This is a genomic window from Gilliamella sp. LMG 34359 (assembly GCF_984569085.1).
Genome location: NZ_OZ474906.1, coordinates 2,759,614 through 2,776,015, shown reverse-complemented (window position 1 = coordinate 2,776,015; position 16,402 = coordinate 2,759,614). Strand labels below are relative to the sequence as shown.

The 16,402-nt window shown below is 35.5% G+C and carries 13 protein-coding genes; 9 read left to right on the top strand and 4 right to left on the bottom strand.

The window, feature by feature from the left end; all coding sequences use genetic code 11:
* Nucleotides 1-157 precede the first annotated feature (157 nt).
* Nucleotides 158-1,018 (bottom strand): helix-turn-helix domain-containing protein, encoded by an 861-nt coding sequence (locus AC5LXV_RS12685; RefSeq protein ID WP_493451290.1) that lies wholly within the window; start codon nt 1,016-1,018, stop codon nt 158-160.
* Between the two features lie 184 nt (nt 1,019-1,202).
* Here AC5LXV_RS12685 and AC5LXV_RS12680 point away from each other — a divergent pair, with 184 nt between their 5' ends.
* Nucleotides 1,203-1,547, top strand: coding sequence for a fructose PTS transporter subunit IIB (locus tag AC5LXV_RS12680; RefSeq protein WP_493466653.1), 345 nt, complete (start codon nt 1,203-1,205; stop codon nt 1,545-1,547).
* Nucleotides 1,548-1,598: 51 nt separating this feature from the next.
* Here AC5LXV_RS12680 and ptsP read toward each other — a convergent pair whose 3' ends face one another.
* Nucleotides 1,599-4,103, bottom strand: a complete 2,505-nt coding sequence (gene ptsP / locus AC5LXV_RS12675) for a phosphoenolpyruvate--protein phosphotransferase (RefSeq protein WP_493466652.1) — start codon at nt 4,101-4,103, stop codon at nt 1,599-1,601.
* Between the two features lie 323 nt (nt 4,104-4,426).
* On the opposite strand from ptsP, the gene AC5LXV_RS12670 reads away from it, so the two are divergent.
* The 7 genes from AC5LXV_RS12670 to AC5LXV_RS12640 all read left to right on the top strand — a co-directional run bounded on the left by AC5LXV_RS12670 (nt 4,427) and on the right by AC5LXV_RS12640 (nt 11,379).
* A complete protein-coding gene (locus tag AC5LXV_RS12670; protein ID WP_493451293.1) occupies nt 4,427-5,512 on the top strand; it encodes a PTS fructose transporter subunit EIIC in 1,086 nt (361 codons plus the stop codon).
* A gap of 27 nt (nt 5,513-5,539) precedes the next feature.
* Nucleotides 5,540-5,854, top strand: a complete 315-nt coding sequence (locus AC5LXV_RS12665; protein ID WP_110423036.1) for a PTS fructose-like transporter subunit IIB — start codon at nt 5,540-5,542, stop codon at nt 5,852-5,854.
* A 75-nt stretch (nt 5,855-5,929) separates the two neighbouring features.
* Nucleotides 5,930-8,227, top strand: a complete 2,298-nt coding sequence (locus tag AC5LXV_RS12660) for a formate C-acetyltransferase (protein ID WP_493466651.1) — start codon at nt 5,930-5,932, stop codon at nt 8,225-8,227.
* Complete coding sequence (locus AC5LXV_RS12655; RefSeq protein ID WP_110423038.1) at nt 8,193-9,125, top strand: [formate-C-acetyltransferase]-activating enzyme; 933 nt, start codon at nt 8,193-8,195, stop codon at nt 9,123-9,125. The genes AC5LXV_RS12660 and AC5LXV_RS12655 overlap by 35 nt, the downstream gene beginning before the upstream one ends.
* A gap of 66 nt (nt 9,126-9,191) precedes the next feature.
* Nucleotides 9,192-9,854 (top strand): fructose-6-phosphate aldolase, encoded by a 663-nt coding sequence (gene fsa, locus AC5LXV_RS12650; RefSeq protein ID WP_110423039.1) that lies wholly within the window; start codon nt 9,192-9,194, stop codon nt 9,852-9,854.
* Nucleotides 9,855-9,998: 144 nt separating this feature from the next.
* Nucleotides 9,999-10,775, top strand: coding sequence for a siderophore-interacting protein (locus AC5LXV_RS12645; RefSeq protein WP_493466650.1), 777 nt, complete (start codon nt 9,999-10,001; stop codon nt 10,773-10,775).
* Between the two features lie 16 nt (nt 10,776-10,791).
* Nucleotides 10,792-11,379: an acyl carrier protein phosphodiesterase gene (locus AC5LXV_RS12640; RefSeq protein WP_493466649.1), complete on the top strand. Its 588-nt coding sequence runs from the start codon at nt 10,792-10,794 to the stop codon at nt 11,377-11,379.
* Nucleotides 11,380-11,446: 67 nt separating this feature from the next.
* Here AC5LXV_RS12640 and AC5LXV_RS12635 read toward each other — a convergent pair whose 3' ends face one another.
* Both AC5LXV_RS12635 and ilvY read right to left on the bottom strand, forming a co-directional pair.
* The gene (locus AC5LXV_RS12635; RefSeq protein ID WP_493466648.1) at nt 11,447-13,537 is read right to left on the bottom strand and encodes a 3-hydroxybutyrate oligomer hydrolase family protein; all 2,091 of its coding nucleotides are present in this window, start codon (nt 13,535-13,537) and stop codon (nt 11,447-11,449) included.
* A gap of 70 nt (nt 13,538-13,607) precedes the next feature.
* Entirely contained in the window at nt 13,608-14,507 is a 900-nt protein-coding gene (gene ilvY / locus AC5LXV_RS12630; RefSeq protein ID WP_110433079.1) for an HTH-type transcriptional activator IlvY, read from the bottom strand.
* A 187-nt stretch (nt 14,508-14,694) separates the two neighbouring features.
* Between ilvY and prfC the strand changes: the two genes are divergently transcribed.
* Complete coding sequence (prfC, locus tag AC5LXV_RS12625; protein ID WP_493466647.1) at nt 14,695-16,287, top strand: peptide chain release factor 3; 1,593 nt, start codon at nt 14,695-14,697, stop codon at nt 16,285-16,287.
* Nucleotides 16,288-16,402 lie beyond the last annotated feature (115 nt).

Below are 16,402 nucleotides of genomic sequence, written 5' to 3'. Positions count from 1 at the left end.
AGCGTTTAGGAAAACATTAAAGCTTCTATTTTGGAATTACTTAGTTCACTGCCGTGTAGGCCGTATCCTATTTTCCAAAAAAAATTGAGGAGCAGGGGGGGAGACCCCTTAATTCCCCAACAAATAAAAACCCGTTGTTACACTCAATTCAATTGGTTTACTTTTCCATTAATTTACTATGATATTGCCGCCGATACTCTGTTGGAGTTCGTTCGGTTTTTTTTCTAAAGATGCGGCAAAAGTAGTTACTATCTTTAAAGCCTGCATCAAGGGCGATTTCTTTGACGTTTAACTCGTAACCTTTAAGTAGTGATTTGGCATACTCTAGGCGAATGTGATTGAGGTATTCGTTTAAGCCAATTTTGCCTTCATTCTGGAATAGATAGGATAAATAATTGGGTGAGATATAGAACATTTTAGCTAAAAATTCGCGACTGATATCTTCTCGAAAATGGGTGTCGATATATTGACGTATTGCTTCAAATAAGCTGGTGGTTTTGGATGCGGTTTTTATGTCGGTGTTGAGTAAATCAAGAGTGTTACTAAGCAGGCTCTGTATCAAATAATAGCCGGTTTGGTTTTGGGATTGGTTTTGCCAAGTTAACTCGGATAGTGCTTGAATAATAAAGGTTCCAACACGCGGACCTCGTCTTGGGGTGTTAATTTGCCCTTTGGGAATCAATTGTGAACCATCCCAATGTAAAACGCTAATACCAATTTGTTGTTTACCAAATAAAATACTTAACGATGTTGAAGGTGTTGTCCAAATAGGTTTATTCCAACTGTTGGCAGTGATGTAAAGTAAATCATCTGTAGCTAATTCTTTTTCCACTAAATTAATTTCGTCATTGCCCCATTGCATCTTTAAGTTTCCCTCTAGAATGATTTCTAATCTAGGAAAGTCAACTTGATAAGCGAGAGAAGGGGCGGAGGTACGACTATTAGAGAAAAAAATATTTTTGAAATTGTTAGCTTTGTCTAAATAATTTTTGATGGTTTGTTCAATTGATAGTTCCATCTAGTTACATCCTTTAAGCTTACAAATAACCGATAGATTATATAACGAGTCTAATTTTCTGTCATGAGTTTAAGATAGCTAACGTATACAAATAATAATTATCTGTATGTATATAATTTGATTATTGATTTAACATTTTTAATGCACAATAATAACCATTATGTTGAATAAAGAGTGTTGTTAAATGACAAAATTAAATGTATTAGCTATTACTTCATGTGTTGGCGGGGTTGCTCATACTTACATGGCTGCCGAACGTTTAGCTAAATTAGCTAAGCAGGAAAATTGGCTAATCAAAATAGAAACACAAGGGGCATTAGGAATTGATAGTGTCATTGAACCTCATGACATTGAGGTTGCGGATGTGGTAATTATTATTAGTAATGTCAATATCAAAAATAGAGATCGTTTCAATAAGTCACGTTGTATTGAAATGGATATTAGCCAGTTTTTATTGGATAGTGGTAAATTATTGAATGTTGTAAATCGAGCGTCTAAATCACCTTATGGAGCTTGTATAAAACTATAAAGTTTCATTCCGTCAATGATTGGTATTAACGGAATGTAGTTTTAATAAAGTTTAGGCTATTTCTAATTCTTTTTTTAGAATCTCTTCAATTTCTTGTGCAGTTGTACTGTTTAGTAGCGATGTTCTAAACTCCTCATGCATAATACGGCGAGCTAATTTTGAAAATATTCTCATATGTTGATCGCCAGCTGTGTGTTTGTTTAGGGTTAACATAATTACGATATTTACCTGTTCATCTCCCCATAATATTGGATTTGTGAGCTTAGTTACACTAATTGTTGATTGTTCTATATGCTCAGATTTGGTGTGAGGAATAGCAAACCCAAAACCTAAGGTTGTAGAAAATACATCTTCACGCAACCAGATGTCTTCTTCTAATTTTTTAGGATAACGACACCTTTCTGCAATCAATAAATTATCAGTCATTGCTTTGATGACTTCCTCTTTACTTAGCCAATTTGGATTTATCGTGATGGTTTCTTGAGTGATTAAAGGTATATCTGCTTGTTCCATACGGAATTGAGCAAGTAAATGCTCGACTTCAAGTGATGTTCGGCAATTCATCGCTTTATTGAGTAATATCCGACAATCTGAACGGTTTAATTTTTTAAGACGAGCTTTGGTTGAAAGCAAGTTAGGTGAACTCATGCTCAATTCATCAAACCCTAATCCAACTAATAACGGTAAGACAGAGCCTTTGCTGGCAAGTTCGCCACATATACCTATCCATTTACCATAATGATGTACTTCTTTTACGATGTGATCTAATCCTCTTAAAAAAGCTGGATTTAAACTATTATAATGCTTGGTGACTTTTTCATTATCTCGATCTACAGCTAATAAATATTGGGTTAAATCGTTACTACCAATACTGAAAAAATCAATTTCTTCACAACATTGATCAATGATAAACATGATGGAAGGAACTTCTAGCATAATACCGAGTGGGATTTTTTCATCAAAAGGGATTTTCTCATTACGTAAAGATTGTTTTATGATGGTTAATTCTTCCTTAATCCATAATATTTCTTCCATTGATGAGATCATCGGAATCATGATTTTTAATTTACCATGCGCCGAAGCTCGTAATATCGCTCTTAATTGAGTTCGGAATAAAGTTAAAAACTCTTGATAGATGCGAACAGCTCGATAACCTAAGAATGGATTGTTTTCACTCGGAATATTTAAATAATTTACTGGTTTGTCACCTCCAATATCAAATGTTCTAATAATGATTGTACGTTGCTTTGCAGCTTCGATTGCTTGGCAAAAAGTATTATAAAGTTCGTCTTCGGATGGTTCGCAGTGGCGATCCATATACAGCATCTCGGTACGAAATAGACCAATTGATTCAGCGCCATGATCAAAAGCAGTTTGCGCTTCTAATGGGTGAGCAATATTGGCTGCTATTTCAAGTTTTATGCCATCAGCAGTCGAACCAGGAATATCAATAAAGATTTTTTCTTTATCTTTTAAACGATTATTGAGGTCCGATTCAGATTGGTAATAACGAATAACTTCTGGAGATAAATCATAGGCAACAAGACCTAAATCTCCATCAATTTGGATTTGTTGATTAAGATAATTTTCTAATATCTCCATATTAACACTAACTAATGTTGGAATATTAAAAGATCTCGCTAATATTACCGTGTGCGATGTAGTGCCCCCTTTGACTAACAGTAAACCTTTTAAATATTTTTTATCTAGTTCTAAAAATTGACTTGGAGTAAGTTCATCAGCAATACAAATTGTTGGCTCGGTTAATTTATTGTTAAATTGTAAATTTTTATCGCCATATGTTTGCTGTAATAATTGATAGCACACATCACGGATGTCGAGTTCTCGTTCTTTTAAATAGTCACTTCCTGATTGAATTAATTGCTCACTAAAAAATTTAGCTGTATTTACTATTGCTGAACCAGCCGACAAGTTTTGTTCTATATTTAATTCGATTTGTTCATAAAAGGAGGGATCTTCTAGGATTGCCAAATGTGCACTAAGAATGTCTTTAGAGGTATCTGCTGAACAGTCAATTTGTAATGATATTATTTTTCTTAACTTAGTGATTGCTTGTATAACCAGCTCTTTTTCAGATTTAATTGAGTTGGCCGAAGGGAAATCATTAAATTTAGTTAAATCAATATAATCAATTTTTTGTAACTTGCCATTTGCTACACCATTACATACAGGTTTAGCGGTAATAATATTAGGATTTAAATTTTTTAATGAGCGAGGTAACGGTATTATTTCATCAGTAACATTGTTAGTTAACTCTTCATCACAAAAAGGTAATTCTTTGTCAATAAATGTAACCAACCGTAGATAAGCCTGTTCCTCATCATCTCCCGATATGAATAAATGACAGGCATCATTTAATAAAGTATTGGTGCTTATTAATGATAAGGTGCTTTTAGCATCACCTTTAGCATTTGTGCGCAAATTATGCCATTCAAAATTGCTCCTAAATTCCTCACAGATGGCTTTAATCGTGCTAGCCGGTCGAGCATGTATACCATTAGGTAGCGTGCAAATAAATTCAATTTTTTTCGACATATTTATTCTCCCAATCAATTTTGGTGTTTTATAACTTTAGTAATCATCAATAATTAAAAGAATAAATAACTATTGAAATTAAACTATACGAAAAATCCATGAATAACTGGACAAAAGTAATATATAAATAAATATGTGATCTTTATCACGTTTTAATCCTTACCGAAATCTATGAAAAATATTTCATTTTTTTGAGCTATATCTCATTTTTAAATAGACAGTACAAAAATCCAGTAAATATGATTTATTTACTCTGTGGTTATTACTAAACATTTTCTACTATAAAAATGTAGTAAGAAAATTAAAAAAATGAGGTATTAAGTATGAGCGATTTACTATTAATTTTGAAAAACACGCGTCAGCATTTGATGACCGGCGTTTCTCATATGATTCCATTTGTGGTATCCGGTGGTATTTTATTGGCTGTCTCTGTGATGTTATTAGGACAGGGCGGTGTGCCGGATCCAGTCAATGACCCTTTTTTAAATAAACTGTTTCAAATAGGTGCCGCTGGATTAGCGTTAATGATCCCTTTTTTGGCTGCATATGTTGGCTATTCAATCTCTGAGAGAGCTGCATTGGCACCTTGTGCAATTGGCGCTTGGGTTGGAACAACTTTTGGCGCCGGCTTTTTTGGCGCTTTAATCGCTGGACTCATTGGCGGAATTATCGTTTTTTATCTTAAACGAATTAAGGTTCCATCTATCCTTAGATCGGTTATGCCTATATTTATTATTCCTATAGCCGGAACTTTTTTGACCGCAGGCATCATGATGTGGGTACTTGGAGAACCGGTTGGTTTATTAACAACATCATTAACATCATGGTTACGTAGTATGCAAGATGGCAGCATTGTTATTCTTGCTTTAATTATGGGAGCAATGTTGGGATTCGATTTGGGCGGACCGGTAAATAAAGTAGCTTATGCCTTTATGTTAATTTGTGTCGGTGAAGGTATTTACACTATTGTTGCCATCGCAGCAGTTGGTATTGCCGTGCCTTCAATTGGTACTGGTTTAGCAACATTAATTGGAAAAAATGTATTTAGTAAAGAAGAAAAAGAGACAGGTAAAGCAGCAATTGTTATGGGATTGGTGGGGGTAACTGAAGGCGCAATTCCTTTTGCAGCAGCCGATCCTTTAAAAATAATACCTTCTACTATGTTAGGTTCTGCTGTTGGTGGGGCGGTTGCCGCGCTATTAGGTGCTGAGTGCTATGCAGGATGGGGCGGGCTAATTGTATTACCTGTGGTAACTGGAAAACTAAGTTTCATATTTGCTATCGCGGTCGGCTCGCTAACTTGTGCATTAGCAATTGTTTTTTTGAAAAAGTTTATCACTTCAAAAGTTAACATTAATAAAGAAGAATCTAATGACGAAGACATTGATATTTCTTTCGACATTGGTTAAGCATATTGAGAATTAAAGGAGAAAAAAATGGTTAATATTATCGCAGTAACTGCTTGCCCTTCAGGTGTTGCCCATACTTACATGGCAGCGGAATCTTTAGAAAAAGCAGCGAAAGAGAAAGGATGGCAATGTAAAGTTGAGACTCAAGGTTCAATAGGCATTGAAAATGAACTTACGGCAGAAGATGTCGCTAATGCTGATTTCATTATATTAACAAATGATATAGGTATAAAAAATCAGGAACGCTTCAAAAATAAACCCATTGCTCGAATTGCAATTAGTGATGCGGTAAAGAAAGCAGATTTGATTTTGAAAAAAATTGAAGAAAATTTAAATAAATAAATTTTTATTAGTAGTGATTTAATCAAAAAGGTTATAGCGGTAAATGTTATAACCTATTTATAAAGAGGTTATGTTATGGTTACTCGAATTGAACAATTAAAAAGAGATTTGTTTGCAAAAACAAGAGAAATTTCGTTAGAAAGAGCTTTACTTTATACCGAGAGTCATAAGCTAACCGAAGGTGAGCCTATAATTATAAGGCGAGCAAAAGCTACCGCAAATATCCTAAATAAAGTTAACATTTCTATACGAGATGGCGAATTAATTGCTGGAAATCGAACCATAAAACCTCGTTCAGGGATTATCTCACCAGAAATGGATCCCTATTGGATTTTGAAAGAATTAGATGATTTTCCTACTCGACCTCAAGACCGTTTTAATATTTCTGAAGAAGACAAACAAATTTATCTTAATGAACTTTACCCATATTGGGAAAAACGTTCAATGAAGGATTTTATTAACAAAGAGATCCCTTCAATAGTCAAAGATGCCGAAAGTAAAGCAATTTTTAGTATCAACCAAACAGATAAAGGGCAAGGTCATATCATTATTGACTACCCGAGATTATTAGAAAATGGTATAGATAATTTAATTATCCAGTTAAGCAATTTAGTTAAAGAACATCCCGATAATCATTTTTACCTGGCAGCTAAAATTGTGTTAGAAGCTTCACAATTACATATTTTACGCTATGCTGATTTGGCCGATGAGATGGCTAAGAATTGCCAAAATGTAGAACGTAAAAAAGAATTAGAAAAAATCTCAGAAATATCCCGAAATATTGCTTACCACAAACCAACAGATTTTTATGAAGCATGTCAATTGTTTTGGTATATAAATATTATGTTACAATATGAATCAAATGCCAGCTCAATCTCATTAGGTCGCTTTGATCAATATATGTGGCCATTTTATCAATTGTCATTAGCGAAAGGCGAAGATCCGGCATTTTTGAAAACGCTTTTAGCATCGCTCTGGATTAAATGTAATGATATTGTTTTATTACGTTCAACATCAAGTGCAAGATATTTTGCTGGATTTCCTTCAGGGTATACCATTTTGTTAGGTGGCTTAAATACCATTGGGCATAGCGCGGTTAATATTCTTTCAACATTGTGTTTAAATGCTTATCAAGAAGTTTGTCTTCCTCAACCCAATCTAGGTGTTAGAGTGAATGAATTAATTGATCCGCAATTCTTACAAAAAACGGCTGAAACTATTCGTCTGGGAACGGGTATTCCTCAAATCTTTAATGATGAGGTTATTGTTCCTGCATTTTTAAATCGAGGTGTATCTTTAGAAGATGCAAGAGATTATTCAGTTGTTGGGTGTGTCGAGCTTTCAATTCCAGGACGAACCTATGGCTTACATGATATAGCGATGTTTAATCTTCTTAAGGTAATGGAAATTACTTTATATGAAAATGAACACAATCCAAATGTAACTTATGAGAGTCTGTTTGAACAAATTAAAGCAAATATTCGTTATTACGTTAAATTGATGATTGACGGTAGTAATATCTGTGATTTAGGTCATCGAAATTGGGCTCCTGTTCCTTTCTTATCTTCTTTTGTTCTTGACTGTATTGAAAATGGAAAAGATATTACCGAAGGTGGTGCTCGCTACAATTTTTCCGGTGTTCAAGGTATAGGTATAGCTAATTTGAGTGATTCCTTATTTGCCCTGAAAGGTGTTGTCTTTGATGAAAAACGAGTGTCATTTAAAGAGCTATTGCAGGTATTAAAAAATAATTTCAATGGCGATGAAGGCCAGAAAATTCGAGCTCGTTTGATAAATCGTTTTAGTAAATACGGTAATGATATTGATGAAGTTGATAACATTAGTGTGGAGCTGCTTCGGGAGTATTGTAAAGAAGTTGAAAAATATTCTAATCCAAGAAATGGTCATTTTGTTCCAGGTTCCTATACTGTTTCTGCTCATGTTCCTTTAGGTGCTGTTGTTGGAGCAACACCAGATGGGCGTTATTCGGGGGAACAGCTAGCTGATGGTGGTTTATCACCTATGTTAGGTCAAGATATGAAAGGACCAACAGCTGTATTAAAATCAGTCAGTAAATTAGATAATTATCTATTATCAAATGGAACATTATTAAATGTGAAATTCACGCCAAGTACTCTTGAAAATGACAGTGGTTTACATAAATTAGCTAATTTTTTACAGGCTTTCAGTAAATTAAAATTACAACATATTCAGTTTAATGTTGTTAACGCTGAAACTTTAAAAGCAGCCCAACAAAGGCCCCAAGATTATGCAGGGCTAGTTGTAAGAGTTGCAGGTTATAGCGCATTTTTTGTTGAGTTATCTAAGGAGATTCAGGATGATATCATCCGACGAACAGCTCATCAATTGTAATGATCAAGCGAGTTGTTTTAACATCGAACTTCATCAAAATCATTCATCTGAAATTATTCAGATGAGTGAAAGTAGTGTGGCGAGAATTTTCAATATTCAACGATATTCTTTGAATGATGGTAATGGTATTCGTACCGTCGTATTTTTTAAAGGTTGTCCTCATCATTGCCCTTGGTGTGCCAACCCTGAATCTATTTCTCGTCAAAGCGTAGTAGTAAAACGTAAATCTAAATGTATTAAATGTAAATTTTGCTGTAATGATGCTGATGAATGTCCAAGTAAAGCTTTAGAAAAAATAGGATATGATATTCAAATAGATGAGTTAATTAACCAAATTTTAAAAGATGAAATTTTTTTTAGAACTTCTGGCGGCGGAGTCACCTTATCCGGAGGAGAAGTTCTGCTACAAGCAAAATTTGCATATCAATTGCTAAAAAGGTTAAAACAATTAGGCATTAATACTGCGATTGAAACTGCTGGTGATATAAGGTTTTCCGACTTTTTAAGCGTGGCTTCTCAGTGTGACGAAGTATTGTTTGATTTTAAAATTATGGATCAAGAAAAAGCGATGAAAACGATAAATCTTCATTTAGATCGAGTATTAAATAATTTTAGGCAACTTTATCATCACAATATTAATTTGATTCCTCGATTACCTTTAATTCCTCAGTATACATTATTTGAGAATAATGTGATGAAAATATTATCTTTTTTAAAAGAGTTTAATCGAATCAAAGTTATTCATATTTTACCATTTCATAAGTTTGGCGAATCCAAATATGAATTAATTCACCAAAATTATGAAATGAAAGATATTGCCGAACCATCGCCTAAAGAAATTGATGAAATTAAAAAATTGATTGAAAATCATGGTTATAGAGTAGTTAACGGTGGGTAGTAAAGTTTGAAATATGTAGTATTACTTTTAAAAATTTGTACAGATCATTTTGAATAGGAGATTAATATGGAATTATATTTAGATACAGCTGATGTGGCAGCGATTAAGCGTTTAGCAGAAATTTTACCGATAAAAGGAGTGACCACAAACCCGAGTATTGTGGCAAAATCTGCTAAGCCGATTTTTGATTTGTTGGCTGAATTACAAGATCTGCTTGGTACCGATAAATTATTGTTTGCACAAGTACTTTCACATACCGCTAAAGAGATGATTAAGGAAGCTGAGCAACTTCGTAAAGTTGTGCCGTCGATTGTGACTAAAATCCCAGTTAATGCCGAAGGTTTGATAGCGATTAAAGAGTTGACCAAGCAAGGTATTCCGACTTTAGGTACAGCTGTTTATGGTGCTGGTCAGGGTTTTTTGGCAGCGCTTGCAGGAGCAAAATATATCGCCCCTTATGTAAATCGTATTGATGCCCAAGGTGGTAATAGTAAAGAGACAGTTTATGAGCTTCAAACTCTGTTAGATTTGCATTGTCCTGAATCGATGGTATTGGCCGCAAGTTTCAGAACGCCAAGACAAGCATTAGATTGTATGCTTGCCGGTTGCCAGTCAATTACCTTGCCGGTAGATGTGGCTGAATTGTTTATTGCCGATCCAGCTGTTGATGCTGCGGTGGCTAAATTTGACCAAGATTGGTGTGGGGCATTCGGGGCTTTACGTTATTAATCTATTCAACTTTTTATTAATTTCTATTCCACCCATTTTGGGTGGTTTTTTTTATCTATCGTCAATTGAAAAAATATCCTTTTTTGTACCATTTTATGCTGTATGATAGGGAAGCAATATTGAGGTAATATAAGGAATCAGCAAATGCTCGAGAAAAAAAACATTATCAATGCTTTACTAACTGTTATTAAGATCGAAAGGCCTTCAGAGAGTTATTGGCGACTACATTTTAGTTGTGATAAACCTTTGGTGGTAAATCCGCGTTGGATATGCCCACATTTGAAATTGTTATTTGCTGATCCTTTAACCGGAGAAATCGCTTTTCCGATTTTAGATGAAAATAATAAAATTTCGGTGAGTGATAGGGTTCGTCAATTTGCCCGTAGTTATAGTATTCGCGATTATGATGAGCGGAACAATCACATTGTGATTGATTTTGCTATTCATGCCAGCGGTTTAGCGACAGTTTGGTCTCAGCAGGCTAAAGTTGGCGATCAAGTTGGTTTCGTTGGACCTGCAGGTAAACTAGAATTTGCTAATCAACATTTGATTTTAATGGGGGATGTTTCAGCTCTTCCCGCCATTTGTTATACCCTTGAACATTTACCAGCCGATCACCAAGCAATTGCCTTTATTGAGGTTAATCATGAGACTGATATTGTAGATCTTCCAAAACATTTATTGGTTAAATGGATGATTAAAGATGCTAACTATCCTAATCAATTGGTTGATACCCTAATGAATAGGGATTTTAGTCAACACGATAATCTACTGTTTTGGGGGGGATTAGAGGGTTCGCTAGCTCAGCAATTACGTCATGCCCTTAAAGATAAATATGTCAATCTGACGCCGAACGCCATCCAAATTACTAGCTATTGGCGAGAAGGTTTGGCGGAAGGTGAGTTTAAACATCGCGATTAGCCGATGGTAGACGAGCATGAATATTCTTGCGCATTTACATCTGGCCACGATTGCTAATAGTTCCTTGATTGGTAATACGGTTGCTGATTTTGTCAAAGGCGATCCTTATCGGCAATATCCGAGCGAGATAGCTGATGGGATTATGTTGCATCGTAAGATTGATCGTTTGATTGATGGCTTTGCTGAAGTAAAGCAAGCTAAATCGCTTTTTCGACAATCCCATCAACGTGTTGCTTCCATTACGCTTGATATAGTTTGGGATCATTTTTTGTCCAAATATTGGACGAAATTTAATTCCTACCAATCTCTTGCATTATTTAATGCATCGACCAAGCAACAAATTCAACCTTATATCGCCGATTATCCGATTGATTATCAGGATTTTATGTCTGCATTGTGGCATGGCAAATGGCTAGAAAATTATGCGTCGCTAGATTTTGTTGGTAAAGTGTTAAATGGCATGGCAAAACGAAGACCCCAACTCTATTTATTAAGCGAAACCTTGGTAGATTTTGAGCAAAATTATACAACATTAACTACATTGTTTTTTCAGCTCTATCCAAAAATGTGCTCACTCATTAAATTATCATCAATCGATGATTGAATGACTATCGAATTTTAATTATCACATAGACTATTTAATCGATAGTCATTTAAACTACAACTTAGATTTAATCAGGTAGTATAATTTTGCCATTATCAACCTCGATTAGGTTGTCTTTATTGGGAACCTGTGAAATAGGAACAAGGTTTGCTGTCGTCGCCTGCGGTGCTCGTCCACTATTACCACCTCTAGCTTTAGTTCGAATGACTTGGCTATTTGGCAAGGTTGTATTGTTAGTTAGATTAGCCCATAACCACTCCATTGCATCCTCACCATAATAGTCAATTGGCAATAAAGTATTATCGAAAGGTGCCTTACCATCAAGATAACTTGCATTTTCAACTTCGATATAACGGAGTTGAGATTCTTGACCTTCAACCGCACTATTTAACGCAACATAAGGTCGGGAAGTATGATCGATAAGTTGTTTAACATTGTTTCTGCCGTGAATAATAAACGTTTTAATTTTATTTAACTTACCGGTGGCTTGTACTTCTTTTAAACCTTCAATTACACGTTCTTCGTTTATTTTTTCTCTTAAACAAATAGCGCCTTTAGTACCATAATCAATTTGATTTTTGGCAATTGAACTTGAATACCACTCACGTCTTGGCGATATTAAATCTTTATTTTCCACAAGATCAATAGCTGTCGCATCATTGTTAGCCCAAATTGGTAAATTGCCTTTTGACAATGCCCAAATTTCGGCGAAATTAACCTCTTTTAAAGGTTTTACTTCACCATTATTGTATAATGGGTCTTGTTGGGTGCTCGCTACGGAAAAATCACACATGTTTTCTGTTACGTCAAATCGACCATAGGCACTTATAAATTTATATGGGAAAGCGATTGATTCATTGATATAAAAATAGGGTAATTGGATGTCCATTTCAGGTTTCCAACCATAATCATGAAGCTTATTTAATGCCTCCTCAGGTGAAGCCTTAGTTAATAATTTGGCTCGTCTTAAGGCTCTACAACGCTCTTCTGAAAAGAGGAAATTAGAAGCATAAGGAACTGAATCATTTCTTTTATCTTCATCATCATCTAGATCTTGATCTGGTTCAATTGCCGGTATAGCACAAGGTATATAAAGTGCGGCATAAGTACTGTAATCAGGTAGGGAATGGTATGACAGGCTATCAATAGATTTTTTTGTTTCCACGGTTAATGGGATATCTTGTGGATTTGGTTGAATTTGTGGGTTAACTGCAACAACACCGTTAATTCTGCCTATCACATCTGCTTCAGCAGTTTTAAGTGCAGCTGTCGCGCCTTCTTCTGCACCATAAATTAATATCAATGTATTTGAATCAATGAAATCAAGTCTATCTTTTCTTGGGAATAGCTCATTCAATTCATATAAAGCAAAATTAATTGAATAATGGACGTAAGTAGACCATAGTCTTTCTGGATTTTGTTTTGAATGAAGCTGTTTTACCGCATAACGGTGAGGAAATCTTAAAATAAATCTTTTTTTGTCGGCAATTGATGGTTTAAACAATAGATTATCTTTTGCTACTTTGCCATCGATAGTAAAGCCTTGTTCATTAGTGATATCATAAATACCATTACCTAAACCTTTATCATTATAAACTACCGCGCAATTATGTTTCAGCCCCCATAATCCACGGATCTGCACATCTTTGGCATTATATAATCCATCCGAACCGGAAGCGGGTACCACAACAATACAAGGTCTTTTTTTGTCAAAATCTAAAGGGATTTGTAATAACATACCTACCCCTTCATCTTTTATGCTGGCTAAAATTTCTGTGCCGGCTATTTTGCCATCAAACAAAGGGGTCAAATCTTTCTTTTTAAAGCCAAATAGCTCACCTTCACCGGTTTTAGTGTCGATAAATCGACTCAGTTTTGCACGGCGCAATTCTTGTGCGGTCGGATTAGCGCGATTGGCATATTCAATTTTGGGGATCTCATTGGATAAAGGGGTAAAACCTACACCCGCGGTAACCAGATCATCACTATCGCCATCATAGTAGTTGATACTGTGAATAGCTAACCAAGACGGTTTAGGATTTAATGGATTGGTTTTTGTCGGCTCATCCGATGCGGCATGACCAATAGTAGGGATTGCAAGTAGAGTTAAAAGGAGTAAAGATACTGATCGGCTGATATTTTTCATTTTTATGGACATTACAATTATTCCCTACATTCAGTTAGCAAATACTTTCGAATTATTATCAATAAATTAATTATATAATATATTAATGAATTGGTAAATTTCGGTTGCCTAGTGCCCAAAATGCTGAAATGATTTTTTCCGATAATCGTCTTTTTTGCACGCATATTCCAATATCAAAAGGTTCCATCAAGTTAGTAGACCATTCGGTAATACGTTCTCTTACTCTTTCCGGGCTGTTTTCCATGACTACTTTAGGTAATAAAGCCACTCCGCAACCTAAAGCAACCATGGATACTATTGCTTCGTGTCCGGCAACGGTGGCATAAATTTTCGGATTAGTAATTTTTTGTTGTTTAAACCATAAATCTATTCGTTGTCGGCTAGGACCGTGTTCCGGTAAGATAAACGGAATATTATGCCAATCTGGCGTTTTTTGATGCAATTTGTCACTGAATGAACTATTGAGTTTAGGGATGAGTAGTACCATTTCAATCTCACCTAACTTAATAAATTCAACTCCAGATGGCAGCTGTTTAGGTTTGCCGGCAATCGCTAGATCAGCCTGATGAGATTGAATTTTTTCAACTGCATCGGCGGCATCTCCAGTTGAGAGTTTAATTTCTACTAGTGGATAGTGGATGCGGAAGCGATCAAGTATTTCTGGAAGATGGCTATAAGCAGCGGTGACCGAGCAAAATAAGGTTAATTCACCGACTAACTGCTGGTCGGCTTGGTCTAATTCATGTTTTAATTGTTGATGTAAATTGACTACTTGTTGGGCAAAGCGTTTTACTTTTTCACCTTCATAGGTAATTTGCACTTGCCGGTTGTCTCGAATAAATAACGGGTGACCAAATTGTTCTTCAAGACGTTGTATCTGTCTTGATAGCGTGGAAGGGCTTACATGCATCGCATCCGCACTCATTCCAAAATGACAGGTATCACATAGATGTAAAAATAATTTTAAGTCACGAATATTCATATTTATTTCTTGAGATATTTTACTTAGATCGCCTTATCAAAAGTTGATTATAGCATCTTCGATATAATTTGCCGCTATTATGTATAGATAACAGGCAAATAGCAAAATAGCGTTCATCAATGGCAATATAACAACAGACCTGCTAGAATACGCCATCATTTTTGGCTCAGCTAAATTAATTAATTTTATGACACAACAAGCTTATTTAGACGAAGTGAATGCTCGTCGTACTTTTGCAATCATCTCTCATCCCGATGCGGGTAAAACAACGATTACCGAAAAGGTATTGTTATTTGGACAAGCTATTCAAACCGCCGGAACCGTGAAAGGGCGAGGTGCCAATGCGCAACATGCTAAATCAGACTGGATGGAGATGGAAAAGCAGCGTGGTATTTCGATTACCACGTCGGTTATGCAATTTCCTTATAACGATTGCTTAGTCAACTTACTTGATACCCCTGGGCATGAAGACTTTTCGGAAGATACTTATCGAACATTAACGGCTGTTGATAGCTGTTTGATGGTAATTGATGCGGCAAAAGGTGTTGAAGATAGAACTCGTAAATTGATGGAAGTCACACGTTTACGTAATACACCAATTTTAACTTTTATGAATAAACTTGACCGTGACATCCGTGATCCGCTGGAATTACTTGATGAAGTTGAAAACGAACTCAATATTATGTGCGCCCCTATTACTTGGCCAATTGGTTGCGGTAAGTTATTTAAAGGCGTCTATCATTTAGCCAAAGATGAAACCTATCTATATCAAACAGGTAAAGGGCATACCATTCAAGAAGTTCGTATCATCAAAGGTTTAGATAATCCAGAATTAGATAGCACCATAGGTGATGATTTAGCCCAGCAACTTCGTGATGAACTTGAATTAGTTCAAGGTGCTTCAAATGAGTTTGACTTAGAAGCGTTTTTAGCCGGAGATTTAACGCCAGTATTTTTTGGTACGGCATTAGGTAATTTTGGTGTTGATCATATGCTTGATGGTTTAACGGCTTGGGCACCGGCTCCTCAGCCAAGACAAACAGATAAACGTGTAGTTGAAGCAAACGAAGAAAAATTCTCTGGTTTTGTATTTAAGATCCAAGCCAATATGGATCCTAAACATCGTGACCGAGTTGCATTTATGCGTATTGTTTCTGGTAAATATGAAAAAGGCATGAAATTGCGTCATGTTCGTATAGCTAAAGATGTGAATATTTCCGATGCCTTAACCTTTATGGCCGGCGATCGTGATCATGTTGAGCAAGCTTATGCCGGCGATATTATTGGTTTACACAATCATGGTACTATTCAAATTGGTGATACTTTTACCCAAGGTGAAGAACTTAAATTTACCGGTATTCCTAACTTTGCTCCCGAACTCTTTCGTCGTATTCGTTTAAAAGATCCACTTAAACAAAAGCAATTATTAAAAGGATTAGTTCAGCTTTCAGAAGAGGGAGCGGTACAAGTATTTCGTCCTATTGCCAATAATGATTTAATTGTTGGTGCCGTAGGGGTATTACAGTTTGACGTGGTCGTTGCCCGCTTGAAATCTGAATACAACGTTGAAGCGATTTATGAGCCGGTAAATGTAACTACAGCGCGTTGGGTCGAATGTAGCGACGTTAAAAAACTTGAAGACTTTAAACGAAAATGTGAACAAAACTTGGCTTTAGATGGTGGTGATAATCTATCTTATATCGCACCGAGTATGGTTAATCTTAATTTAACCCAAGAACGTTATCCTGATATTGAGTTTAGAAAGACACGGGAGCATTAATTAATCATTGGTGAATCAATATTCACCTCTAACCGTTTAAATGCTATCATCTAAGTGATTATAAAAAAGAGTTATTTTAATAGCTCTTTTTTTATTTTAATAATTAGTTGTTTTT